This window comes from Achromobacter sp. AONIH1 (assembly GCF_002902905.1).
Lineage (GTDB): Bacteria > Pseudomonadota > Gammaproteobacteria > Burkholderiales > Burkholderiaceae_B > Achromobacter.
In genome coordinates, this window is the sequence record NZ_CP026124.1 from 6,261,644 (window position 1) to 6,284,144 (window position 22,501).

Here is a 22,501-nt window from a genome sequence, read left to right on the forward strand (position 1 = left end):
GAGCGCTTGCGGGCGCAGGGCGGGGCATGCAAGCGCCCGGCCGGCCCTGGAATCGGCCCGCCGGCTGATCGCCGGCAGCCCTCCTTCCTCTACTGCACGCGCCACTTGCCGCCCGCAACCGTCGCCATGACCAGGGCGCGCTCGTCCAAGCCGTTGTGGTCAGCCGGGCTCATATTGACCACGCCGGTGGCCGTGGGCAGGTTTTTCACATTTTCCAGCGCGTCGCGCAGCGCCGCGCGGAATTCGGGCGTGCCCGGCCTGGCCGCCTTCAGCGCCACGGGCACGGCCTGTTGCAGCAACAGCCCCACGTCCCAGGTGTAGGCGGCGAACAGGGACACGCTGCCCGCGCCATGGACGGCCTCGTACTTGGCTGCGAAGGCCTGGGCGCTGGCCTTGACCGGGTGGCTGTCGGGCAGCAGGCCGGCCACCATCACCGGCCCCACCGGCACCCAGGCGCCCTCGCAGGCCGCGCCGCAGACGCGCAGGAAGTCGTTGTTGGCCACGCCGTGGTTGAAATAGATCTTGCCCGGGTAGCCGCGCTCGCGCAGCGCCCGGGCCGGCATCGCGGCCGGCGTGCCGGACGCCCCCACCACCACCGCGTCCGGCGCCGCCCCGACCAGCTTGAGGGTCTGCGCCACGGCCGAGGTGTCCGTGGGCGCGAAGCTCTCCTTGCCCACCAGCTCGATGCCGTGCTTCTTGGCCGCCTTCTCGACTTCCACCCAGAAAGTCTCGCCCAGCGCGTTGTTGAAGCCGATGAACGCCAGTTTCTTCACGCCCTGGGCGGCGGCATGGCGCGCGATGCCCTCGGCCATCAGCGAATCGGAATGCGGCGTCTTGAACACCCAGCGCCGCTTGTCGTCCATCGGCTCGATCAGGCGGGCCGAGGACGCCAGCGTGATGACCGGGGTGGCGCCCGCCGCCACCGTGTCCAGCATCGCCATCGTATTGGGCGTGGTGCTGGAACCGATGATCAGGTCGACTTTGTTCTCGGAAATCAGCTTGTGCGAGTTGCTGACGGCGCGGGTCGGGTCCGAGGCGTCGTCCAGCACCACGTACTCGACCTTCGCCCCGCCGATCTCTGCGGGCAACAGGCTCACGGTGTTGCGCTCGGGAATGCCCAGCGAGGCCTGCGGCCCGGTGGCGGACAAGGTGGCGCCGATCTTCACTTGCGCCTGCGCGGGCGCGGCGCCCCCGGCAAGCAGGCCGGCCGTCAGCGCGAGCGTCAGGGCGGCGTTCAGGGTGCAACGTGGGCTCATACGCGATCTCCTTTGGGGTCGGGGGCTTTGTTTTCGGGATGTGCCGGCCCCCTGCGGCGGGCAAGGGTTCAGACGGGCATGCCTCCGTGCGTCGAGAACGCGCCGTTGCAGAACACCAGCGCGCCGGCCTCGTCGTCGTACAGGTGCAGGCGCAGGACCTGGCCGATCAGGATGGCGTGGTCGCCGGCGTCCAGCACCTGGCGGGTGGCGCATTCGAAGCGCGCCACGCAGTCGTCGAACACCGGCAGGCCGTCATGGCCCGGATACCAGTCCAGCCCGGCGTAGCGGTCCTCGGCCGTCTGCGCGAACGCCCGCGCCAAATGGCGATGGCTGGCGCCCAGCACATGCACCGCGAAGGCCGGCCGGGCGATGAACTCGGCATGCAGCAGGCTGGCGCGGCGCAGGCTCCACAACACCAGCGGCGGATCCAGCGAGACCGAGGCGAAGGAATTCACGGTCATGCCGATCGGCCCCTGCGCGCCCGCGGCAGTCACCACCGTGACGCCGGTGGCGTAGCGGCCCAGCGCCTGACGCATGCGGGCCGGGCTCAGATCCAGGCAGTCGCTCATCGGACGCTCCGTGGCTGACCGCCGGCTCAGGCGGGCTGGGCGGCGGCCGACGCCACGCCGGACAGCGGCATGGCCTCTTCCATCAGCCCGCGCATGGAATCGAGCACCAGGTCCTGGGACAGCAGGCCGAAGTTGTGCAGGCTCATGACGTGGTCCAGCCCCATGTCGGCCAGCCGCGCCAGCTTGTCGGCCACCGTGCGCGGCGAACCGAACAGCGACAGGCCGCTGGCGATGATATCGGCGTAGACCTGCTTGCGCGCGTACAGGCGCGTGTCCACGTACAGGTCGAAAGCGCTGGCGGCGCGCTCGCGCGCCAGCGCGTCGGTCGGGGCGACATGGGTGTGCAGCGCCACCGCCGCCATGCCGGACGCGTCTTCGATGCCCGCCTCGGCCAGCCCGCGCCGGTAGTCCTGCATCATCAGGCCGATTTCCTCGAAGCTGTCCACCGCCGCGTAGGGCACGAACAGCATGCGGCGCCCCTGGCGACCCACGTGATAGGCGGCCTCGCGGCGCAGGATGGCCACGTAGACCGGCACCGGCTGCTGCACCGGCTGCACATTGATCCGCACCTCGCGGATGGTGTTGTGACGGCTTTCGTGCGTGACACGCTCGCCGGCCAGCAGGCGCTCGACCAGCATCAGGTTCTCGTCGAAGCGCTCGCGCTTGATGGCGGGATCGACGTCGTAACCCTCGAATTCATGCTTCAGATAGCCCGAGCCCACGCCCAGCGACAGCCTTCCTTGCGAAAGCTGGTCCACCAGGGCATAGTTTTCCGCCACCGTCAGCGGGTTGTGGAAGGTCAGGATGGAGATCGCCGTGCCCAGGCGCAGCCGGCGCGTCTGCTGCGACAGCGCCGCCAGGAACACGGCCGGATTGGGCACGGCGCCATATTCATGGAAGTGGTGCTCGGCCACCCAGAACGTGTCGTAGCCCAGGCGCTCGGCCTGGCGCGCCTGGTCCAGCACCTGACCGTAGAGTTGCCCCAGGCTGCGCGGCGCCGAGGGGTAATGGTCCTGGACCGAGAAAATGGACATCTTCATGTTTGTCTCCGGATTGTCCGCCGTGACCGGCTGATGTATTTTTTAGTGATACGCGTATTCTAATAAGAGACATCCACATGTCAACAGACAGCAGCACCGGCATCCAGTCCGCGGAAATCGCGCTGGACGTCCTGACCCGCCTGGCCGAGCTGGGCGGCGCGCAATCCGTGTCCGAACTGGGCCGCAGCCTGGACATGCCGCGCGCCAAGGTCCATCGCTACCTGGTCTCGCTGGAACGGCGCGGCTATGTCGAGCAGGACCCCGCCAGCGCCCGCTACCGCCTGGGCCCGCAGGCGCTGCACACCGGGCTGGCCGCCCTGGCCGAGGTCGATTTCGTCAAGCTGGCGGCGGACGGCCTGGACGCGCTGAGCGGCGCCATCGGCCAGACCGTGTTCATCTCCATCTGGGGCCAGCACGGCCCCACCATCGTGCAGTGGCGCGACGCGCGCCTGCCCGTGACCGTGAACGTGCGGGTCGGCTCGGTGCTGCCCCTGCTCAACAGCGCCACCGGCCGGGTCTATGCCGCCTGGCTGCCCGAGGACCTGGCCCTGCCCCGCGCCCTGGCCGAATGGGACGCGCAGCTGCGCCAGGGCGCCGACGCGTCCTGGCTGCTGGACGCGGCCAAGCCGCCGGCCGATCCCGCCGCGGCCCTGCGCGCGCACTGGCGCGCCACGCGCGAACGCGGCTACGCCACGGTCAGCGGCCATCTGCTGCACGGCATCGATTCGGTCAGCGTGCCGGTGCGGGACGCCCAGGGCGGCCTGGCGGGCGCGCTCACCAGCCTGGGGCTGCACGGCGGCTTCGACCTGTCGCCCGACGGCGCCCCGGTGCGCGGGCTGCTGGCCGCCGCCGCCGACTGCTCGCGCCGGCTGGGCTGGCGGGCCTGAGGGACGGGCGTGATCAGCGCCTCCGACCGACACGCCTGACTGGCGGCCCGGCAGCGGACACCGCCCGCCGGCCGGCCTGCCTTTACAATAGCGAGTTGCCCCAGGCCTGCCCGGTACGACCCGGCCGGCCTTCCCGGCCGATTCCATGACGAACGGCCCCGCCGGCGGCCCGCGCCGCCCGCCCTCTCCTGCCAGATGCCCGCGTGACCCGATCTCTCACCGTTTCCGACTTCGACTACGAGCTGCCGCCCGAGCTCATCGCCCAGACGCCCGCCGCCGAACGCACCGGCAGCCGGCTGCTGCACCTGGATGACGCCAGCCAGCTGCATGACCGGCGCTTCGCCGACCTGACCGGCCTGCTGCGGTCCGGCGACCTGCTGGTCTTCAACGACACCCGCGTCATCAAGGCCCGGCTGAACGGCCACAAGACCACCGGCGGCAAGGTCGAGGTGCTGGTCGAGCGCATCACCGAGCCCGACCGCGCCCTGGCCCACGTGCGCGCCAGCAAGTCGCCCGGCCCCGGCATGGGGCTGCGCCTGGCCGACGCCTTCGACGCCGTGGTGCTGGGCCGCGAGGGCGAGCTGTTCGACATCCGCTTTTCCGGTCCGGTGCTGGACCTGCTGGACGCCCACGGCGCCACGCCGCTGCCGCCCTACATCACGCACGAGGCCGACGCCGGCGACGACGCCCGCTACCAGACCGTGTACGCGCGCGAACCCGGCGCCGTCGCGGCGCCCACCGCCGGCCTGCACTTCGATCAGGCCACGCTGGACCAGCTGGACGCCCTGGGCGTGGAGCGCGCCTTCGTCACGCTGCATGTGGGCGCGGGCACCTTCCAGCCGGTGCGGGTCGACAAGCTGGAAGACCACATCATGCACGCCGAATGGTTCACCGTGCCGCAGGCCACCGTCGACGCCATCGCCGCCGCCCGCGCGCGCGGCGGCCGCGTGATCGCTGTCGGCACCACCAGCGTGCGCGCCCTGGAATCGGCCGCCGCGCAGACCGCCGGATCAAACGCGCCGGGCATGCCGCTGGCCGCCGCCCAGGGCGACACACGCCTGTTCATCACGCCGGGCTACCAGTACCGCGTGGTCGACGCCCTGGTCACCAACTTCCACCTGCCCCAGTCGACCCTGCTGATGCTGGTGTCGGCGCTGGCCGGCGTCGAGCCGATCCGCCGCGCCTACGCCCACGCGGTGGCCCAGCGCTACCGCTTCTTCAGCTACGGCGACGCCATGTTCATCGAATCCCCCGCACAACAACCATGACCGGACTGAACTTCGAACTGCTCGCCACCGACGGCGGCGCCCGCCGCGGCCGCATCACGCTGAACCACGGCGTGGTCGAGACGCCCATCTTCATGCCCGTGGGCACCTACGGCAGCGTCAAGGCCATGCTGCCGCACGAGCTGAAGGAAATCGGCTCGCAGATCGTGCTGGGCAACACCTTCCACCTGTGGCTGCGCCCGGGCACGGAAATCATGGAAAAGCATGGCGGCCTGCACGGCTTCATGCAGTGGGACAAGCCCATCCTCACCGACTCGGGCGGCTTCCAGGTGTTCAGCCTGCAGGGCATGCGCAAGATCACCGAGGAAGGCGTCAAGTTCGCCTCGCCGATCGATGGCGCACGCCTGTTCCTGACGCCCGAGGAATCGATGCGCATCCAGCGCTCGCTGAATTCGGACATCGTAATGGTGTTCGACGAATGCACGCCCTACGAGATCGACGGCCGTCCGGCCACGGTCGAGGAAGCGGCCCGCTCGATGCGCATGTCGCTGCGCTGGGCGCGGCGCTCGCGCGACGAGTTCGACCGCCTGGGCAATCCCAACGCGCTGTTCGGCATCGTCCAGGGCGGCATGTACGAATCGCTGCGCGACGAATCGCTGGCCGGGCTGCAGGACATCGGCTTCCACGGCTACGCCATCGGCGGCCTGTCGGTGGGCGAGCCCAAGGAAGACATGATGCGCATCCTGGCGCACGTCACGCCCAAGCTGCCGGCGCAGGCGCCGCGCTACCTGATGGGCGTGGGCACGCCGGAAGACCTGGTCGAGGGCGTGTCGCGGGGCGTGGACATGTTCGACTGCGTCATGCCGACCCGCAACGCGCGCAACGGCTGGCTGTTCACCCGTTTCGGCGACGTCAAGATCCGCAACGCCAAGTACCGCGACGACACCCGCCCGCTGGACCCCAGCTGCGCCTGCCACACCTGCTCGAATTTCTCGCGCGCTTACCTGCATCATCTGCAGCGCGCCAACGAGATCACCGGCGCGCGCCTGAATACGCTGCACAACCTGCACTTCTATTTGACTATCATGAAGGAAATGCGCGAGGCGATCGCCGAAGGCCGCTTCGACGCCTGGCGCGCCCGGTTCGCCGCCGACCGCGCCCGCGGCGTGGACTAGCGCCCGCACGGGCCGCGGGCCGCCTCTCATGGAAAACCCGGAACCCCGCCCTGCCCGGCGGGCCGGGGCAGCCTCCGACACGGGAGCGCGCGCAGAACCTAGATACAATAGTCGGCTTGCCCTGTCCAAGGCTCGCGCGGGGACAGCGCATGCGGCGCAGCCTCGAAGCGCGCCGGCAACCAAGAACTCAACAAACCCTAAAGACCAAACACGCAGGAGAATTCCATGTCCGCTATCGATACCGCCAGCCTCGTCATGGCCCAGGCCGCAGCGCCCGAGGGCGGCGCGCTCATGGGCATGCTGCCCATCATTCTGATGTTCGTGATCCTCTATTTCCTGATGATCCGTCCCCAGATGAAGCGCCAGAAGGAGCACCGCAATCTGATCGCCGCCCTGGCCAAGGGCGACGAAGTCGTCACCGCCGGCGGCATGCTGGGCAAGGTCACCAAGGTCAACGACAGCTACGTCACCGTCGAAGTCTCGGAACTGGCCGAGAAGCCCGTCGAGATCATCATGCAGAAGTCCTCGGTCTCGGCCGTGCTGCCCAAGGGAACCATCAAGGCCCTGTAAGAGTCACATGGTGCTGCGCCGGGCCGGCAGGTCCGGCCGCCACGCCAGACTCCGCCCGGCGCCCGCGCCGGGCGGACCCTTTCACCCTGACATGAAGTAGCCGGCAATGAACCGCTATCCCCTCTGGAAATACATAACGGTCCTGGTGGCGGTCGTCATAGGCCTGCTGTATACGCTTCCCAATTTCTACGGCGAATCGCCTGCCGTCCAGGTTTCCAGCGCCAAGGCCACCGTCAAGGTCGAGCCGGCCATGCTGAGCCGGGTCGAGCAGATCCTGACCGACGCCAAGATCCCCAACGAAGGGGTCTATTTCGAACAGAACGGCACGCTCGGCACCGTGCGCGCCCGCTTCACCTCGACCGACCTGCAGCTGCAGGCGCGCGACCTGATAGACAAATCCCTGAACACCGTCTCCGGCGACCCGCAGTACACCGTGGCGCTGAACCTGCTGCCCGCCTCGCCGCCCTGGATGCGCGCGCTGGGCTGGTTCGCCCCCAAGCCCATGTACCTGGGCCTGGACCTGCGCGGCGGCGTGCACTTCCTGCTGCAGGTGGACATGCAGGGCGCCCTGACCGCCCGCTATGACTCGCTGGCCGCCGACGTGCGCTCGGTGCTGCGCGACCAGAAGGTCAACGTGGCCGGCGTGGAACGCTCCGGCATGGCCGTGGCCGCCACCTTCAACGACACGCAGGACCGCGACCGCGCCATCTCGACGCTGCGTAGCCGCCTGCCCGACCTGGAATTCACCGAGCGCGAGGAAAACGGCAAGCAGCTGCTGATCGGCGCGCTGAACCCGGCCGCCGTCACCCGCGTGCAGGATTCCGCGCTCAAGCAGAACATCAACACCCTGCACAACCGCATCAACGAGCTGGGCGTGGCCGAACCGGTCATCCAGCAGCAGGGCAACGACCGCATCGTGGTGCAGCTGCCCGGCGTGCAGGACGTGGCCAAGGCCAAGGAACTGCTGGGCCGCACCGCCACCCTTGAAATCCGCATGGTCGACGATTCCCCCGCCGCGCAGGCCGCGCTGCTGGGCGGTTCCGTGCCGTTCGGCCTGGAACGCTACAACGACCGCGACGGCCGCGGCATCCTGGTCCGCCGCCAGGTCATCCTGACCGGCGAGAACCTGCAGGACGCCCAGCCCGGCCGCGACTCGCAGACCCAGCAGGCCGCCGTGCACCTGACGCTGGACGCCAAGGGCGCCCGCATCTTCCGCGACGTCACCCGCGACAACATCAACAAGCGCATGGCAATCCTGCTGTTCGAGAACGGCAAGGGCGAAGTGGTCACCGCGCCGGTCATCCGCGGCGAGATCGCCGGCGGCCAGGTGCAGATCTCGGGCAGCATGTCGTCCGAGGAAGCCGCCGACACCGCCCTGCTGCTGCGCGCAGGCGCGCTGGCCGCGCCGATGTCCATCATCGAGGAACGCACCATCGGCCCCAGCCTGGGCGCCGACAACATCGCCAAGGGCTTCTACTCGACGCTGTACGGCTTCCTGGCGATCGCCGCGTTCATCATCCTGTACTACCACCTGTTCGGCGTGTTCTCGACCATCGGCCTGACTTTCAACGTGCTGCTGCTGCTGGCCCTGCTGTCCATGCTGCAGGCCACGCTGACCCTGCCGGGCATCGCGGCCATCGCGCTGACGCTGGGCATGGCGATCGACTCGAACGTGCTGATCAACGAGCGCATCCGGGAAGAACTGCGCGCCGGCGCCAGTCCGCAACAGGCCATTCACCATGGCTTCGAGCGCGCCTGGGGCACCATCCTGGACTCCAACCTGACCACCCTGATCGTGGGCCTGGCGCTGCTGGCCTTCGGCTCGGGTCCGATCCGGGGCTTCGCCGTGGTGCACTGCCTGGGCATCCTGACCTCGATGTTCTCGTCGGTCGTGGGCGTGCGCGCGCTGGCCAACCTCTGGTACGGCCGCAAGAAGAAGCTCACCTCGATCTCCATCGGCGAGGTCTGGAAACCCAAGACGAACTGAACAGCGCGGGCGGCCCCGGCCGCCCGCCACAGATAGAGCCCAAGGCCAACCATGGAATTCTTCCGGATCCACCGCACCATCCCGTTCATGCGCCACGCGCTGGTGCTGAACGTCATCAGCCTCGTCACCTTCCTGGCGGCTGTCTTCTTCATCGCCACCCGCGGCTTCCACCTGTCGATCGAATTCACCGGCGGCACGGTCATGGAAGTCAGCTACAACCAGACCGCGCAGCTGGAAAGCGTGCGCGGCGTCGTCTCCAAGCTCGGCTACAGCGACTTCCAGGTGCAGAACTTCGGCACCTCGCGCGACGTGATGATCCGCCTGCCCCTGCAGGAAGGCCAGACGTCCGCCACGCAGAGCGAAACCGTCATGTCCGCGCTCAAGGCGGCCGACGCCGGCGTCGAGCTGCGCCGGGTCGAGTTCGTCGGCCCGCAGGTCGGCCAGGAACTGCTGCACAACGGCCTCATGGCGCTGCTGGTCGTGGTGCTGGGCATCGTGATCTACCTGGGCTTCCGCTTCGAATGGAAGTTCGCCGTCGCCGGCGTGATCGCCAACCTGCACGACGTGGTGATCATCCTGGGCTTCTTCGCCTTCTTCCAGTGGGAATTCTCGCTCTCGGTGCTGGCCGGCGTGCTGGCGGTGCTGGGCTACTCGGTGAACGAATCCGTGGTCATCATGGACCGGATCCGCGAGAACTTCCGCAAGTACCGCAAGGCGGACGTGCACGAAGTCATCAACAGCGCCATCACCCAGACCATCTCGCGGACCATCATCACCCACGGTTCCACGCAGATGATGGTGCTGGCCATGCTGTTCTTCGGCGGCCCCACCCTGCACTACTTCGCCATGGCCCTGACCATCGGCATCTGGTTCGGCATCTACTCGTCGGTGTTCGTCGCCGCCGCGCTGGCCATGTGGATGGGCGTCAAGCGCGAAGACCTGGTCAAGCCGGTCAAGAAGGAAGGCGAGGAAGGCGAAGTCGCCTGATCGCGTCGTCCGTCCGCATAAGAACCCGCCCTCGTGGCGGGTTTTTTTTAGAGCTCCGCTACGTCACGCAGCCGGACACCGGTCAACTTCGCCGCAACCAGGGCATCGGACATCACCCGATCGCAGACAGGAGAAGCGCCCAAGCGCTCCTGGCGAAAGATGTGGGCATTTGCCACGGCGTCTGCCTTGAAGATCAGACTCGCTCCACCCACCACGCTGTACAGCTTGACGTCCTGGCCAGTCTGGTGATCGTGGTCAAGCTTGATCTTCACCCGCGATCGGGCTTCGTCCAGAGCATTCAGCGTGCGCAGCACATTGCAGAGGTAGTACTGCGGACCGGGGGAGCCGTCGGCAAGGGTGAAGTCGCATGAGACAAATGCGAATGCTTCGGGGTCTACACGCAGGAATACCTGTCTGAGTGCCTCGGAGACCACCCAGATGCCTGCCAGCGCTTCAAAGTCGCGCGGCAGCCCCCCTTTCTCCGGCACGTGCACCAGATGTGGCCGCTCGGGGTACTGGTCGGGTTCGCCAGTCGGTCGCTCGACAATATTCATGCCGGGGTGGATCAGTGCGTCTTCGTTCGCAAATTCCAGCCCCGAAACCTGACCATTACCCCTGAGGCTTGGATCAACGAGAAAGAACCTGCCCTTGTAGGACTCGGTCCCAGCTGAAACGGGAATGCCGGTCTGCTCGTTCATGGGTTTCCAACATGGATACGGGTTGAAAGGGTTCCCGTGGGTGGGCTGATCGTAGCAGTGCTACAGCATCTGGAGTGCTCCTCGCATTTTAGGACGGGAGCCCTACGGCAAGAAGGGCGAGCGCGCGGCGAGACTCTTTAAGCGCCCCATCGACACGCCAGAGAAGATGGCAACTGAAGCACGGCGCCTGCATGGCAAGAGCGCCGTGAGCAGGCTGCGCCTGTCCCTTCGGCTTGTACGGATAGCCCGGCCTCCAATACAGGGAATACCTTGCGATATCGAAATTCCATCTCTTGATTTCTATATCTGAACAGGTATATTGATGGAAATTGACCTACCCAAACCGCTGTACTGGACAGGAAGCGCCAAGAAGGATTTCAAGGCATTCCCGCTTGCCGTCCAAAGGAACATGGGCATGTGGCTCTACGTCGTGCAGCTGGGCCGCATGCCCTACGCCGCCAACCCGTGGAAAGGGTTGGGGCCGGGCGTCCACGAACTGGTGGACGACCACCTCGGCAACACGTATCGCGCGGTCTACGTGGTGCGCCTGGGCGATGCCGTGCATGTGCTGCACGCGTTCCAGAAGAAGTCCAAAACGGGTATTGCCACGCCCAAGCCTGAAATCTCGCTGATCGAAAGGCGCCTGAAGCAGGTCCTGGCCTCGTATACATCCAACCGGAGCAAGCCATGACATCCCACACCGGCACCGCCAACGTCCTGTACGACCTGGGATTCGAAGACGCGGCCGACCTCACCGCCAAGGTCCAGCTGGCGGTCAAGATCAACGACCTGATAGACCGGCGCGGCCTGACCCAGGTGGAAACGTCCGCCTTGACCGGCATGTCCCAGCCCAAGGTCTCGCAGATCCGCCGCTACAAGCTGCTGAACATCTCGCTGGAACGGCTCATGCTGGCCCTGGTTTCCCTGGACCAGCGCGTGGAGATCCGGGTCCGCCGCGCGCGCCGCTCCGACCCTGCCGGAATCAGCGTCGTCGCCTGACGGGCGCGTGCGCCGCCACTGTACCGCCACGCGCCGCTCCGCTGTACCGGGCCGAACCCGGCCGGCATTCGCTACCATAGCCCCCATGAAACTCGTCATCGATCACATCGTCGTCGCCGCCCCGGACCTGGACAGCGGCGCCCGCCATGTCGCCAGGCTGCTGGGCGTGGAGCCCGCGCGCGGCGGCGCGCATCCCCGCATGGGCACGCACAACCGCGTGCTGGGCATGGCGGGCGGCATGTACCTGGAAGTCATCGCCATCGATCCCGACGCCGCCGCGCCGGAACGGCCGCGCTGGTTCGGCCTGGACGAGCCGGCCATGCGCGAACGGCTGCGCGGCGGCCCGTTCCTGGCGCACTGGGCGGCGCGCGTCGCGCTGCCGGACGACCTGAGTGCGTGGCAGGCGCGTCACCCCGAGCGCATCGCGCCCGCCATTCCCATGACCCGCGGCGAACTGCGCTGGCGCCTCACCGTGCCGGACGACGGCAGCCTGCCGGCCTGGCGCGAGGCGGGCCAGAGCGCCGGCGACGGCCTGCTGCCGACGCTGATCCAATGGGACGTGCCGGCCCATCCCGGCATCAGCCTGCCGGACAGCGGCCTGACGCTGCTGCGCCTGAGCGGCAGCCATCCGCGCGCGGCGCTGCTGCGCCAGGGACTGGACTGGCTGGGCGCGGACGGCCTGATCGACATCGAACAGGCCGACGGCCCGCCGCGCCTGAGCGCGAGCGTCGCCACCGCCAGCGGCGCAAGAACGCTGGCCTGAGGCGGCCCCGCAGGGCTGCCCGCCGGCCGACCCGAACCCATCACAAACCGAGGAGACCCCATGACACATACCCGCAAGCGGTTCGACGAAGACCCTTATCTGGCCCGCTGCGAAGCCACCGTGATCGCCGTCCATCCGGAAGGCATCGAGCTGGACGAGACGGTCTGCTATGCGCGCAGCGGCGGACAGGCCGGCGACACCGGCCTGGTGACGCTATCTGACGGCCGCAAGCTGGCCTTGACGGACACCATCTACGCCGACGACCGCCGGCGCATCCTGCACGTACGGGAAGAAGGCGCCACGCCACGGGTCGGCGATCGCATCGCCGTGGAACTGGACTGGCCGCGCCGGCATCGCCTGATGCGCCTGCACACCTGTCTGCACCTGCTGGGCGCGCTGGTGCCGGCGCCCGTGACCGGCTGCAGCATTTCCCCCGATTCGGCGCGCATCGACTTCGACCTGCCCGAATCCACGCTCGACAAGGACGATCTGACCGCCCGCCTGAATGCGCTGATCGAGGCCGGCACGCCCGTCACCGTCAACAGCATCTCGCCCGAGGAGCTGGCGGCGCAGCCCGACCTGGTGCGCACCATCGGCGCGGCGCCGCCGGCCGCCGAGCGGATCCGCATCATCGAGATCCCGGGCGTGGACCGCCAGCCCTGTGGCGGCACCCATGTCGCCAACACCAGCGAGATCGGCCCGGTGGCGGTGGTCAAGATCGAAAAGAAGAGCCGCAGCAACCGGCGCGTGGCGATCCAGTTCCGCTGACGCGCCCGCCCGTGGCGGCTGCGCTCATCCAGCGCGCGGCCGCGCGCTGGCCCTGACGTCTCAGCCGCGCCGCCACCACCGCCACGGCATGCGCAGCGGCCACTGGTACTTGCTGCCCAGCACGCGCGGCGCCAACCCGTGCGCCACGGCGAAGGCGATGCCGGCGGCGGTCATCACATCGGACAGGTAGTGGTCCAGGTTGACCAGGCGGCTGACGGCGACCAGCGCGGCCAGCGACAGGAACGCCCAGCGCCAGCGCGGCGCCAGGATGCCCAGCACCACGGCCACGGAAAACGCCGCATAGGTGTGGCTGGACGGAAAGGAATTGAACAGCTGCGCGCGCGAGAAGGTCTCGCCCATGCCGTAGATGCCCTGCTCGAAATACAGCTCGGGCCGGGCGCGCGCCACCCCGCGCTTCAACACCAGCACCACCAGGCCGCCCACGGCCATGGTGGACAGCAGCAGCAGGCTGCCGCGCGTCATGCTCTCGTAGCGCATGCGCAGCGGATGGGGCCAGCCGCGAGCGGCGCCCAGCAGACCGACGATATAGAACGCCAGGCCGACGACGATGTACTTGCCGCTGTCGCCCAGGTAGCCGATCCAGGCGAACGAGGTGTCAACATCCGCGCTCACATGGCCGCGCAACCAGACGGCCAGCGGCAGATCGAGCCACAACGCGCTGACGCCCGCCAGCAGGGCCAGGACCGCCCCCGCCGCCAGCCAGCGGAGCGACGAAAACGGGCTGCGCATCGAGTCGTATGCCGATCCCCGCCCGGTGGCGGCGGGAACGGCGGCGGGCGTCGGTAGCGGATTGGAAGTCATGCGCGCCCTGCTGAAACGAGAAACATTATTGGGATGGCCGTTTTTGGAGAGCGACTATCGTAACGGCGGCGGGCGGCGACTCCAAGAAGCAATTGGGCGCAAGAGGTAAAATTCCCGGTTTCTCCCACAGCAGCCCCCGGGATCTACACCCGTCACGGCGACCATCATGCAAGAAACCACCCTCAAGCGCGCGGACGCCGCGCACGACGGCGCCAATGTCGCCCTCCCGCCCGCCCCCGCTATCGGCGCTCCCCGCAAGCTCTATATCCGCACCTTCGGCTGCCAGATGAACGAGTACGACTCGGACAAGATGGCCGATGTGCTGCGCGGCGACCAGGAACTGGAACTGACTGAGAACCCGGAAGAAGCCGACGTCATCCTGTTCAACACCTGTTCGGTGCGCGAGAAGGCCCAGGAAAAGGTCTTTTCCGACCTGGGCCGGGTGCAGCACCTGAAGAAGCTCAACCCCAATCTGGTGATCGGCGTGGGCGGCTGCGTGGCCAGCCAGGAAGGCGAGGCCATCGTCAAGCGTGCGCCCTATGTCGACGTGGTGTTCGGCCCGCAGACGCTGCACCGCCTGCCCGACCTGATCGAGCGCCGCCGCGCCGAGGGCCGCTCGCAGGTGGACATCAGCTTCCCCGAAATCGAGAAATTCGACGCCATGCCGCCGCCGCGCGTGGACGGCGCCACCGCCTTTGTCTCCATCATGGAAGGCTGTAGCAAGTATTGCAGTTTCTGCGTGGTGCCCTACACGCGCGGCGAGGAAGTCTCGCGCCCGTTCGACGACGTGCTGATGGAAGTGGCCGACCTGGCCGACCAGGGCGTCAAGGAAGTGACGCTGCTGGGCCAGAACGTCAACGCCTACCGGGGCGCCATGGGCGACAGCGGCGAGATCGCCGACTTCGCCATGTTGCTGGAGTACGTGCACGAGATTCCCGGCATCGAGCGCATCCGCTACACCACCTCGCACCCCAAGGAAATGACCCAGCGCATGATGGACGCCTACGCGCGCCTGCCCAAGCTGGTGTCCTTCCTGCACCTGCCGGTGCAGGCCGGCAGCGACCGCGTGCTGGCCGCCATGAAGCGCGGCTACACCACGCTGGAGTTCAAGTCCGTGGTGCGCCGCCTGCGCGCCGCCCGGCCGAACCTGACGCTGTCGTCCGACTTCATCGTCGGCTTCCCCGGCGAGACCGAGGAAGACTTCGAAAAGACCATGAAGCTGATCGAGGACGTGGGCTTCGACACGTCCTTCTCCTTCGTCTACTCGCGCCGTCCCGGCACGCCGGCGGCCGACCTGAGCGACGACACGCCGCAGGACGTCAAGCTGCGCCGGCTGCAGCGCCTGCAGGCGCTGATCAACGAGCAGGCCGCCGCCATCGCCCGCGGCATGATCGGCACGCGCCAGCGCCTGCTGGTGGAAGGCCCGTCGCGGCGCGATCCCAACGAGCTCATGGGCCGCACCGAGAACAACCGCATCGTCAACTTCGCCGCACCCGCGCGGCTCATCGGCCAGATGGTCGACGTCATCATCACCGACGCGCACACCAATTCGCTGCGCGCCCGGGTCGCCGACGTGGACCGCGACGCCCAAGGGACCGAATGACCCAAGCCCGCTCACGCGCCCGGCGCAGCATGCCCACCGTCGTCAACCTGGACGGCGACAACACCCACCTGGCCAATCTCTGCGGCCCCCTGGACGAAAACCTGCGGCAGCTGGCCGACGGCATGAGCGTCAAGCTCTCGCGCCGCGGCAGCCGCGTCACCATCGAGGGCGAAACCGCCGAGCTGGCCGGCCGCGTCCTGCGCCGCTTCCACGAACAGGCCGTGCACCGCGCCCTGACGGTGGACGACATCCAGCTGGGCCTGGTGGAAATCGGCGTCGGCCGCCAGGACGAGAAACTGCGCGAGGAACCGGCGCAGGACGCCACCGAGCTGCCGTCGCTGGACGACGAGAGCGACGGCATCGCGCTGCGCACCCGCCGCAGCGACCTGCGCCCGCGCACCGCGCGCCAGCGCGACTACCTGAACAACATCCTCAAGCACGACATCACCTTCGGCGTGGGTCCGGCCGGCACCGGCAAGACCTGGCTGGCGGTGGCCTGCGCCATCGACGCCATGGAGCGCGACACGGTGCAGCGGCTGGTGCTGACGCGCCCCGCGGTCGAGGCCGGCGAGCGCCTGGGCTTCCTGCCCGGCGACCTGGCCCAGAAGGTGGACCCATACCTGCGCCCGCTGTACGACGCGCTCTACGACCTGATGGGCTTCGACAAGGTGCAGCGCCTGTTCGAGAAGCAGACCATCGAGATCGCGCCCCTGGCCTACATGCGCGGCCGCACGCTGAACCACGCCTTCATCATCCTGGACGAGGCCCAGAACACCACGCCCGAACAGATGAAGATGTTCCTGACCCGCATCGGCTTCGGCAGCAAGGCGGTCATCACCGGCGATCCGTCGCAGGTGGATCTGCCGCGCGGCCAGGACAGCGGCCTGGCCCACGCGGTCAAGGTGCTGCACGACGTGCAGGGCATCGCCACCACCCGCTTCACCAGCCGCGACGTCGTGCGCCACCCGCTGGTGGCCCGCATCGTGGACGCCTACGACCGTGCCGCAGAACATGACGCCTGACCTGTCCCTTTCCGTCCAGTACGCGGCCGACGAACCGCGCCTGCCGCGCTGGCGCCTGCGCCGCTGGGCCGAGCGCGCGCTGGCGGCGGCGGCCGAAGACGGCCTGGTCGACTTCAGCGCCGCCGAACTGAGCCTGCGCCTGGTCGGCGCGGCCGAGGGCAAGCGCCTGAACCGCGATTTCCGCGGCCGCGACTACGCCACCAACGTGCTGACCTTCGAATACGGGGTCGACCCGCTGGGCGTGGCCCGGGGCGATATCGTGATCTGCGTGCCGGTGCTGGCGCGCGAGGCGCGCGAGCAGCGCAAGGACTTCCTGCACCACGCCGCCCACCTGACCCTGCACGGCGTACTGCACGCGCTCGGCTACGACCACGTCAAGGCCCGCGACGCCAAGCGCATGGAAGCGCTGGAAACCACCACGCTGGCGGGCATGGGCATCATGGATCCCTATCAGGCGGACTGACGCCCGCCCCGCCCGCCGCCCGCGCCGGATCATCCTGGCCGGGCGTCTACGGGTCAACCCTGAAATATCGCTGCAAATAACCGCTGGCACGGCGCAGATGACGTGGATTCGCCCCATTTTGGGCCACGCGGTTACAAGTTGGCATCGACTTTCGGTTATGCTGGCCCTTCCCTAACTTGTCCATCCCGGACGATGTCTGACCCTTATCCTGCTCCCGACGCGACGCCTGCTCGCACCGCAAAACCCGCAACCAAATCCCTGATGGACCGCCTGCTTTCCCTCGTGCGCCGAGAGCCCGAGGACCGCGAAGGCATCAAGGCCGTCCTGGAAGCCGCCCACGAACGCGCCCTGCTGGACGCCGAGTCCTACCAGATGATCCGGGGCGCGCTGGCCGTGTCCGAAGGCATCGTGGCCGACATCATGGTGCCGCGCTCGCGCATGGACCTGCTGGACGTCACCCAGCCCATCCCGTACCTGGTCGCCTCGGTCATCGAGACCGCCCACTCGCGCTTTCCCGTCTACGAAGGCGACCGCGACAACATCATCGGCATCCTGCTGGCCAAGGACCTGCTGCGCTGCATGCTGGAACCCGGCATCGAGGTGCGCTCGCTGGTCCGCCCGGCGGTCTTCATTCCCGAATCCAAGCGCCTGAACGTGCTGCTGCGCGAATTCCGCGTCAGCCGCAACCACCAGGCCATCGTCATCGACGAGCACGGCGGCATCTCCGGTCTGGTCACCATGGAAGACGTGCTGGAGCAGATCGTCGGCGACATCGAGGACGAATTCGACGAGACCGAGGAAGACTCCATCTTCCCCGAGGGCGAGAACCAGTGGCGCGTGCGCGCGGCCACCGAGATCTCGCACTTCAACGACGTGTTCGGCAGCAAGCTGCCCGACGACGAGTACGACAGCGTCGGCGGCTGGATGGGCGGCCGCCTGGGCCGCATCCCGCGCCGCGGCGATCACGCCGAAATCGACGGTCTGCGCATCGAGGTCGCCCGCGGCGACGCCCGCCGCGCCCTCTGGCTGCGTGTGCGACGCCTGGCCGGGCCCCATTCCGCCCCCAATCCCACCGAAGCATGAGCCCCACCCCGCGCGGCCGACTCCTGCGCGGCGCGGCCGGCCTGACACTGGCCGGCGCGGCGCACGCCCTGACATTCGCTCCCGGCCCGCTGCCCGACTGGGCCCTGGCCATCACCCAGGTGCTGGCGCTGGCCGTGGCCGCGCGCGTGACGCTGTATGCGCCGTCGGCGCGCCAATCCTGGGCGCGGGGCTGGCTGTTCAGCTTCGCCACCTACGCGCTGGGCCTGTACTGGATCTTCATCAGCCTGCACCGCTACGGCGATCTGGCGGCGCCGCTGGCGGCGGCCGCCGTGCTGCTGCTGTCGGCCTTCCTGGCCATCTTCCCCGCCACGGCCTGCGCGCTGGCGCGCCGCTATGCGCCGCTGGAACCGGATTCGCCGCCCGCCCGCGCGTTGACGGGCGCGCTGACCTGGGCCGCCCTGTGGGCCGGCTTCGAATGGGTGCGCGCGGTGCTGCTCACCGGCTTTCCCTGGCTGAACATCGGCTATGCCCATGTCGATAGCCCGCTGGCCGGCTGGGCGCCGCTGCTGGGCGTGCACGGCATGGCCTTCCTGGCGGCCTTCGCCGCGGCGGCGATCGCCACGCTGTGGCAGCCCTCGCGCAAGACCCCGCTGGACGGCCGGCGCGCGCTGGCCGCCGGCCTCGCGCTGGCGCTGGCCGCGACCGGCTGGCTGCTGGCCCGCATCGACTGGTCGCGCCCTTTCGGCGAGCCGCTGAACGTGCGCCTGATCCAGGGCAACATCGAACAGTCGCAGAAATTCGATCCCGCGCTGCTGGACCAGAGCCTGCGCCGCCATCTGGAACTGGCCGCGCTGCCGCCCATGCCGGGCGAACCCGCGCCGCAGCTGACCATCCTGCCCGAAACCGTGATGCCGGTGTTCCAGAACCAGCTCGACCCGCGCGTCTGGGAAGCCTGGCGCGCCATCGCCGCGCGGCAGAACAGCGTGATCGCCATGGGCTCGCCGCTGCTGGACGTAGTGGGTGGGCGCGAACGCTACACCAACAGCGTGATCGGCTTCGACGGCGCCACGCCGGTCGAGCATCTGCTCGCCGGCTCGACCGCCATGCGCTACGACAAGCGCCACCTGGTGCCCTGGGGTGAATACGTGCCGCCGGGTTTCCACTGGTTCGTCGACATGCTCGACATTCCGCTGGGCGATTTCGACCGTGGCGCGGAACGCCAGACGCCCTTCGCCGTGGGCGGCCAGCACGTGGCCTTCAATATCTGCTACGAAGACCTGTTCGGTCCGGACCTGCTGCCAGCGCTGCAACCGGGCCCGCAGGGCGAACCCGGCGCGACCATCCTGGTGAACGTCAGCAACCTGGGCTGGTTTGGCGATTCCTGGGCGCTGCGCCAGCATCTGCAGATCGGCCGGCTGCGCACCATCGAGACGGCGCGCCCCATGCTGACCGCCACCAACACCGGCATCACCGCCGCGATCGACGCCAAGGGCCATGTCGCCGCGCAACTGGCGCCGATGCAGCCGGGCGTGCTGCCCGTCAGCGTGCAGGGCATGACTGGCCTCACCCCCTACGCCCGCTTCGGCGACAAGCTCGCGCTGGCGTTGGTGGGCGTGGTGCTGATCGGCGCGCTGGGCGCGACGCGCAAGCGCGGCTGAAGCCGCGCCTGGTCGCCGTTCCGCATTCGTCGCCGCAAAAGCCTGCCCGGATCCTACATCGCAGGATCCGGGATCTTTCCAGCCTCGACCAATCCTAGCTGAACAGATCCTCGGGCAAGGCCGACTGGTCGCCCGACGGACGCGACGGCCCCTGGCCAGCGCCCGTCCGCTCGATCGCATCGGCGATGCGCGCCATATCCTCATCATCCAGCTCGAGTTCGGCAGCGCCCAGCAAGGCGTCCACCTGCGCCGCGTTGCGCGCGCCGACGATCGCGCCGGTCACGCCCTGCCAAGCCAGGGTCCAGGCCACCGCGGCGGCGGCGACCGTCGCCCCGTGACGCTCGGCGACCGGCCGGAAAGCCTGCGCCAATGCCAGATTGCGTTGCAACGCTGGCGCCCGGAACTCGGCATGGCGCGAACGCCAGTCATCGGCGGGCAAACTGGCCGCGCGCGCCTCGCTGAATCCGCCGCTCAACAGGCCCGACTGCATCGGGCTGTAGACGATGACGCCGGTGCCGTGCGCCTCGCACCAGGGAATCAGATCGGCGGCCGCGCTGCGCTGGATCGCGGAAAACGGCGGCTGCAGGCTGTCCACATGCCCCAGCGCCTCCGCGTCCTGCAACTGGGCCAGGTTATGGTTCGACAGCCCCACCGCGCCGACCTTGCCCTCGCGCTTGAGCGCCAGCAGCGTTTCCCAGTAGCCGTCCAGCGATGTGCCGTCGCCCGCCGGCCAGTGCATTTGATAGAGGTCGATCCGCTCCACGCCCAGACGGCGCAGCGAATCCTCGACCTCGCGCCGGATGCTTGCCGGCGCGCCGGTGCGCCGTGGCGTGGCCTGCGGCTGTGCGTCGGACCAGGTCAGGCCGCACTTGGTGAACACGTAGGGGCGCTCGGACGGCGCCATCTGCGCCAGCGCGCGGCGCACGATCTCTTCGGAATGGCCCAGGCCGTAGACCGCCGCGGTATCGATCCAGTTGATGCCCCGGTCCACCGCCAGCCGGATCGCGCAGATGGAATCGGCATCGTCCTGCGGCCCCCAGCCCACCGCCCAGCCATTGCCGCCCATGGCCCAGGCGCCCAGCCCGATGCGCGTGATCGACATGCCCGAGCGTCCCAGGGGACGGGTAGGAAAGGATGTGCTTGTGCCCATGCGTGAAATGCTCCTGCGCCGGCGCGATCGCGCCGCATTTGCTGAAAGGCCACGATAGCACTGCGCGCTTCGCCGGCGCGGCCGGATCGCATCGGCCTGTGCTTGAATGATGAACCGACAATGTGAATGAGCAGCAGGAGTGGCCAACGGAGCGTTTCACTAAAGGAGCGATCAACACTAAAGGGGCGCTCAACTACAGCGCGCTCAACTGCGGGCCACTCAGTCGTCACGGAAACCTTTCCGCAACTTTTTTCATTTTTGCGTCCAATCGACTTGCACGCCCAAAATAGTTCGTGCATAATCTCGTTTCTTCGCCAACGGCACTAAACAAAACCGGCAACGAACCAGCAGGAACCACCTGAATCCAGCAAGAAATTTGCAAGATTCAAGTGAAGAAAGCTAGAACGTTGCAAGTATTGATTAGAAAAGACGGGGGTATAGCTCAGCTGGGAGAGCGCTTGCATGGCATGCAAGAGGTCAGCGGTTCGATCCCGCTTACCTCCACCAGTCCAAAGCGAAGAATGCAGTAAAAAAGCAGTGCCTGATGCAAGTCCACGTCCCCTTCGTCTAGAGGCCTAGGACATCACCCTTTCACGGTGAGTACAGGGGTTCGAATCCCCTAGGGGACGCCAGTTCTTCGGACTGTTCTTGCATCGTGCAGTTGAAGTGATCATGTAGTTCGAGTACGCCGCTGCGGAGCGGTAGTTCAGTTGGTTAGAATACCGGCCTGTCACGCCGGGGGTCGCGGGTTCGAGCCCCGTCCGCTCCGCCAAAAGCTCTCGCTCAGGGTCATTCTCAAGAGCTCCGATCCGGGGCTTTTTGCTTTTATAGGGTGTAAGCCCTTGTTGTCTGAAGGTTGAGACACCTGGGATTCTGGGGGGTATAGCTCAGCTGGGAGAGCGCTTGCATGGCATGCAAGAGGTCAGCGGTTCGATCCCGCTTACCTCCACCAGTAAAGCAGTTGGTAGTACAGTGGTTTTTGTTCAGGTCCCCTTCGTCTAGAGGCCTAGGACATCACCCTTTCACGGTGAGTACAGGGGTTCGAATCCCCTAGGGGACGCCAGTATTCTGGCAAGCTGCCTTGACACCGCAGTTGCAGTACCGAAGTTTTGCATACCGCTGCGGAGCGGTAGTTCAGTTGGTTAGAATACCGGCCTGTCACGCCGGGGGTCGCGGGTTCGAGCCCCGTCCGCTCCGCCAAAGCACTTTGCGCCATCTGCGCACGCCGCGAAACAATCGCCGCGTCATCATCGAAAAGCTCCGGATTCCGGAGCTTTTTTGTTTTCCGCTCACAGATATCCCTTCCGCCTGGCTGCCGCCGATAGCGGCATATCGGCCCACGAGGCTCGCATGCCCGCGAGCGCGCCCGGGATCACCCCGGAACATGCCTGCCCGGCCCGCCCAGACACGGCATGCCGGCTGCGCGCCATCCCGCTGCGCCGCGCGCCGCCGCTACTCCTCCCGAAGTCGCGGCCGCCAATACGATCTCCCGATCGCGGTCTCCCAACCGCAACATCGCCGCCACCGAGCCCCGCGCCCACATCGGCCAGGCAAACGACTTCTCCCCGATCTAGAATTTACAAATTGAATCAAAAAAATCAGCCCCTCGCCGTCCGCGAAGATGCCGGCGCGTTGCCTCTCGGGATGCTCTAAAAATCGCCAAATCTTCAAAAAACAGATCGATCCACCCCGCATTTCCAGCCAGATACCCGGCATTGCGCAAACCCCGCCCGGCTTCATACGATCCGCCGATCGCAGCCTGAGCCCGCCAAGGCGGCGCAACCGGCGCGATCCCCGCGACACCGACTGGAGCC

The 22,501-nt window shown here is 67.8% G+C and carries 21 protein-coding genes and 6 tRNA genes; 21 read left to right on the forward strand and 6 right to left on the reverse strand.

Features of this window, described 5'->3' with window-relative positions:
* Positions 1 to 89: 89 nt before the first annotated feature.
* From C2U31_RS28540 to C2U31_RS28550, 3 genes are all read right to left on the reverse strand, one after another.
* Positions 90 to 1,256: an ABC transporter substrate-binding protein gene (locus C2U31_RS28540; protein WP_103275869.1), complete on the reverse strand. Its 1,167-nt coding sequence runs from the start codon at positions 1,254 to 1,256 to the stop codon at positions 90 to 92.
* A gap of 68 nt (positions 1,257 to 1,324) precedes the next feature.
* Positions 1,325 to 1,825: a flavin reductase family protein gene (locus C2U31_RS28545; RefSeq protein ID WP_103275870.1), complete on the reverse strand. Its 501-nt coding sequence runs from the start codon at positions 1,823 to 1,825 to the stop codon at positions 1,325 to 1,327.
* Between the two features lie 26 nt (positions 1,826 to 1,851).
* Positions 1,852 to 2,865, reverse strand: a complete 1,014-nt coding sequence (locus tag C2U31_RS28550) for an LLM class flavin-dependent oxidoreductase (protein ID WP_103275871.1) — start codon at positions 2,863 to 2,865, stop codon at positions 1,852 to 1,854.
* Between the two features lie 77 nt (positions 2,866 to 2,942).
* Between C2U31_RS28550 and C2U31_RS28555 the strand changes: the two genes are divergently transcribed.
* The 6 genes from C2U31_RS28555 (at position 2,943) to secF (ending at position 9,697) form a co-directional block, all read left to right on the forward strand.
* Complete coding sequence (locus tag C2U31_RS28555; RefSeq protein ID WP_103275872.1) at positions 2,943 to 3,752, forward strand: IclR family transcriptional regulator; 810 nt, start codon at positions 2,943 to 2,945, stop codon at positions 3,750 to 3,752.
* Positions 3,753 to 3,955: 203 nt separating this feature from the next.
* On the forward strand, positions 3,956 to 5,020 hold the full coding sequence (gene queA, locus C2U31_RS28560) for a tRNA preQ1(34) S-adenosylmethionine ribosyltransferase-isomerase QueA (protein WP_199770914.1): 1,065 nt from the start codon (positions 3,956 to 3,958) through the stop codon (positions 5,018 to 5,020).
* Entirely contained in the window at positions 5,017 to 6,153 is a 1,137-nt protein-coding gene (tgt, locus tag C2U31_RS28565; protein WP_103275874.1) for a tRNA guanosine(34) transglycosylase Tgt, read from the forward strand. Before queA ends, tgt begins: the two co-directional genes overlap by 4 nt.
* Positions 6,154 to 6,378: 225 nt before the next feature.
* Complete coding sequence (gene yajC, locus C2U31_RS28570) at positions 6,379 to 6,723, forward strand: preprotein translocase subunit YajC (protein WP_103275875.1); 345 nt, start codon at positions 6,379 to 6,381, stop codon at positions 6,721 to 6,723.
* Positions 6,724 to 6,829: 106 nt separating this feature from the next.
* On the forward strand, positions 6,830 to 8,710 hold the full coding sequence (secD, locus tag C2U31_RS28575) for a protein translocase subunit SecD (protein WP_103275876.1): 1,881 nt from the start codon (positions 6,830 to 6,832) through the stop codon (positions 8,708 to 8,710).
* Positions 8,711 to 8,761: 51 nt separating this feature from the next.
* On the forward strand, positions 8,762 to 9,697 hold the full coding sequence (gene secF, locus C2U31_RS28580) for a protein translocase subunit SecF (RefSeq protein ID WP_103275877.1): 936 nt from the start codon (positions 8,762 to 8,764) through the stop codon (positions 9,695 to 9,697).
* A gap of 47 nt (positions 9,698 to 9,744) precedes the next feature.
* Here the strand turns inward: secF and C2U31_RS28585 are convergent, their stop codons facing one another.
* On the reverse strand, positions 9,745 to 10,395 hold the full coding sequence (locus C2U31_RS28585) for an imm11 family protein (RefSeq protein WP_103275878.1): 651 nt from the start codon (positions 10,393 to 10,395) through the stop codon (positions 9,745 to 9,747).
* 322 nt (positions 10,396 to 10,717) lie between these two features.
* On the opposite strand from C2U31_RS28585, the gene C2U31_RS28590 reads away from it, so the two are divergent.
* From C2U31_RS28590 to C2U31_RS28605, 4 genes are all read left to right on the forward strand, one after another.
* Positions 10,718 to 11,086, forward strand: coding sequence for a type II toxin-antitoxin system RelE/ParE family toxin (locus C2U31_RS28590; RefSeq protein ID WP_103275879.1), 369 nt, complete (start codon positions 10,718 to 10,720; stop codon positions 11,084 to 11,086).
* Positions 11,083 to 11,394: a helix-turn-helix domain-containing protein gene (locus tag C2U31_RS28595; RefSeq protein WP_103275880.1), complete on the forward strand. Its 312-nt coding sequence runs from the start codon at positions 11,083 to 11,085 to the stop codon at positions 11,392 to 11,394. Before C2U31_RS28590 ends, C2U31_RS28595 begins: the two co-directional genes overlap by 4 nt.
* An 85-nt stretch (positions 11,395 to 11,479) precedes the next feature.
* On the forward strand, positions 11,480 to 12,157 hold the full coding sequence (locus tag C2U31_RS28600; protein ID WP_103275881.1) for a VOC family protein: 678 nt from the start codon (positions 11,480 to 11,482) through the stop codon (positions 12,155 to 12,157).
* Positions 12,158 to 12,217: 60 nt separating this feature from the next.
* Positions 12,218 to 12,925, forward strand: a complete 708-nt coding sequence (locus C2U31_RS28605) for an alanyl-tRNA editing protein (RefSeq protein WP_103275882.1) — start codon at positions 12,218 to 12,220, stop codon at positions 12,923 to 12,925.
* 60 nt (positions 12,926 to 12,985) lie between these two features.
* Here the strand turns inward: C2U31_RS28605 and C2U31_RS28610 are convergent, their stop codons facing one another.
* Positions 12,986 to 13,747, reverse strand: coding sequence for a phosphatase PAP2 family protein (locus C2U31_RS28610; RefSeq protein ID WP_103275883.1), 762 nt, complete (start codon positions 13,745 to 13,747; stop codon positions 12,986 to 12,988).
* 166 nt (positions 13,748 to 13,913) lie between these two features.
* Here C2U31_RS28610 and miaB point away from each other — a divergent pair, with 166 nt between their 5' ends.
* From miaB to lnt, 5 genes are all read left to right on the forward strand, one after another.
* Positions 13,914 to 15,350 carry a tRNA (N6-isopentenyl adenosine(37)-C2)-methylthiotransferase MiaB gene (gene miaB, locus C2U31_RS28615; RefSeq protein WP_103275884.1) on the forward strand — a complete coding sequence of 479 codons (1,437 nt, stop codon included), beginning with the start codon at positions 13,914 to 13,916 and terminating at the stop codon, positions 15,348 to 15,350.
* On the forward strand, positions 15,347 to 16,372 hold the full coding sequence (locus C2U31_RS28620; RefSeq protein WP_103275885.1) for a PhoH family protein: 1,026 nt from the start codon (positions 15,347 to 15,349) through the stop codon (positions 16,370 to 16,372). The genes miaB and C2U31_RS28620 overlap by 4 nt, the downstream gene beginning before the upstream one ends.
* Positions 16,362 to 16,835, forward strand: a complete 474-nt coding sequence (gene ybeY, locus C2U31_RS28625; RefSeq protein WP_103275886.1) for an rRNA maturation RNase YbeY — start codon at positions 16,362 to 16,364, stop codon at positions 16,833 to 16,835. The genes C2U31_RS28620 and ybeY overlap by 11 nt, the downstream gene beginning before the upstream one ends.
* 192 nt (positions 16,836 to 17,027) lie before the next feature.
* The gene (locus C2U31_RS28630) at positions 17,028 to 17,918 is read left to right on the forward strand and encodes an HlyC/CorC family transporter (RefSeq protein WP_103275887.1); all 891 of its coding nucleotides are present in this window, start codon (positions 17,028 to 17,030) and stop codon (positions 17,916 to 17,918) included.
* Positions 17,915 to 19,537: an apolipoprotein N-acyltransferase gene (lnt, locus tag C2U31_RS28635; protein ID WP_103275888.1), complete on the forward strand. Its 1,623-nt coding sequence runs from the start codon at positions 17,915 to 17,917 to the stop codon at positions 19,535 to 19,537. The genes C2U31_RS28630 and lnt overlap by 4 nt, the downstream gene beginning before the upstream one ends.
* A 94-nt stretch (positions 19,538 to 19,631) precedes the next feature.
* Here lnt and C2U31_RS28640 read toward each other — a convergent pair whose 3' ends face one another.
* Entirely contained in the window at positions 19,632 to 20,687 is a 1,056-nt protein-coding gene (locus tag C2U31_RS28640; protein ID WP_103275889.1) for an aldo/keto reductase, read from the reverse strand.
* 431 nt (positions 20,688 to 21,118) lie between these two features.
* Here C2U31_RS28640 and C2U31_RS28645 point away from each other — a divergent pair.
* The 6 genes from C2U31_RS28645 to C2U31_RS28670 all read left to right on the forward strand — a co-directional run bounded on the left by C2U31_RS28645 (position 21,119) and on the right by C2U31_RS28670 (position 21,887).
* Positions 21,119 to 21,194, forward strand: a tRNA-Ala gene (locus C2U31_RS28645).
* A gap of 49 nt (positions 21,195 to 21,243) precedes the next feature.
* Positions 21,244 to 21,319 (forward strand) — tRNA-Glu (locus C2U31_RS28650).
* A 63-nt stretch (positions 21,320 to 21,382) separates the two neighbouring features.
* A tRNA-Asp gene (locus tag C2U31_RS28655) sits at positions 21,383 to 21,459 on the forward strand.
* Positions 21,460 to 21,563: 104 nt separating this feature from the next.
* Positions 21,564 to 21,639 (forward strand) — tRNA-Ala (locus C2U31_RS28660).
* A gap of 35 nt (positions 21,640 to 21,674) precedes the next feature.
* A tRNA-Glu gene (locus C2U31_RS28665) sits at positions 21,675 to 21,750 on the forward strand.
* A 60-nt stretch (positions 21,751 to 21,810) separates the two neighbouring features.
* Positions 21,811 to 21,887 (forward strand) — tRNA-Asp (locus tag C2U31_RS28670).
* The last annotated feature ends 614 nt before the right edge of the window (positions 21,888 to 22,501 follow it).

Coding starts and splice junctions, on each gene's coding strand:
- tgt (WP_103275874.1), top strand. CDS start 5,017: ATGACCGGACTGAACTTCGAACTGCTCGCCACCGACGGCGGCGCCCGC.
- secD (WP_103275876.1), top strand. CDS start 6,830: ATGAACCGCTATCCCCTCTGGAAATACATAACGGTCCTGGTGGCGGTC.
- C2U31_RS28600 (WP_103275881.1), top strand. CDS start 11,480: ATGAAACTCGTCATCGATCACATCGTCGTCGCCGCCCCGGACCTGGAC.
- C2U31_RS28640 (WP_103275889.1), bottom strand. CDS start 20,687: ATGGGCACAAGCACATCCTTTCCTACCCGTCCCCTGGGACGCTCGGGC.
- yajC (WP_103275875.1), top strand. CDS start 6,379: ATGTCCGCTATCGATACCGCCAGCCTCGTCATGGCCCAGGCCGCAGCG.
- C2U31_RS28620 (WP_103275885.1), top strand. CDS start 15,347: ATGACCCAAGCCCGCTCACGCGCCCGGCGCAGCATGCCCACCGTCGTC.
- C2U31_RS28585 (WP_103275878.1), bottom strand. CDS start 10,395: ATGAACGAGCAGACCGGCATTCCCGTTTCAGCTGGGACCGAGTCCTAC.
- C2U31_RS28555 (WP_103275872.1), top strand. CDS start 2,943: ATGTCAACAGACAGCAGCACCGGCATCCAGTCCGCGGAAATCGCGCTG.
- C2U31_RS28610 (WP_103275883.1), bottom strand. CDS start 13,747: ATGACTTCCAATCCGCTACCGACGCCCGCCGCCGTTCCCGCCGCCACC.
- C2U31_RS28590 (WP_103275879.1), top strand. CDS start 10,718: ATGGAAATTGACCTACCCAAACCGCTGTACTGGACAGGAAGCGCCAAG.
- miaB (WP_103275884.1), top strand. CDS start 13,914: ATGCAAGAAACCACCCTCAAGCGCGCGGACGCCGCGCACGACGGCGCC.
- C2U31_RS28595 (WP_103275880.1), top strand. CDS start 11,083: ATGACATCCCACACCGGCACCGCCAACGTCCTGTACGACCTGGGATTC.
- C2U31_RS28630 (WP_103275887.1), top strand. CDS start 17,028: ATGTCTGACCCTTATCCTGCTCCCGACGCGACGCCTGCTCGCACCGCA.
- C2U31_RS28540 (WP_103275869.1), bottom strand. CDS start 1,256: ATGAGCCCACGTTGCACCCTGAACGCCGCCCTGACGCTCGCGCTGACG.
- C2U31_RS28550 (WP_103275871.1), bottom strand. CDS start 2,865: ATGAAGATGTCCATTTTCTCGGTCCAGGACCATTACCCCTCGGCGCCG.
- secF (WP_103275877.1), top strand. CDS start 8,762: ATGGAATTCTTCCGGATCCACCGCACCATCCCGTTCATGCGCCACGCG.
- C2U31_RS28605 (WP_103275882.1), top strand. CDS start 12,218: ATGACACATACCCGCAAGCGGTTCGACGAAGACCCTTATCTGGCCCGC.
- C2U31_RS28545 (WP_103275870.1), bottom strand. CDS start 1,825: ATGAGCGACTGCCTGGATCTGAGCCCGGCCCGCATGCGTCAGGCGCTG.
- lnt (WP_103275888.1), top strand. CDS start 17,915: ATGAGCCCCACCCCGCGCGGCCGACTCCTGCGCGGCGCGGCCGGCCTG.
- ybeY (WP_103275886.1), top strand. CDS start 16,362: ATGACGCCTGACCTGTCCCTTTCCGTCCAGTACGCGGCCGACGAACCG.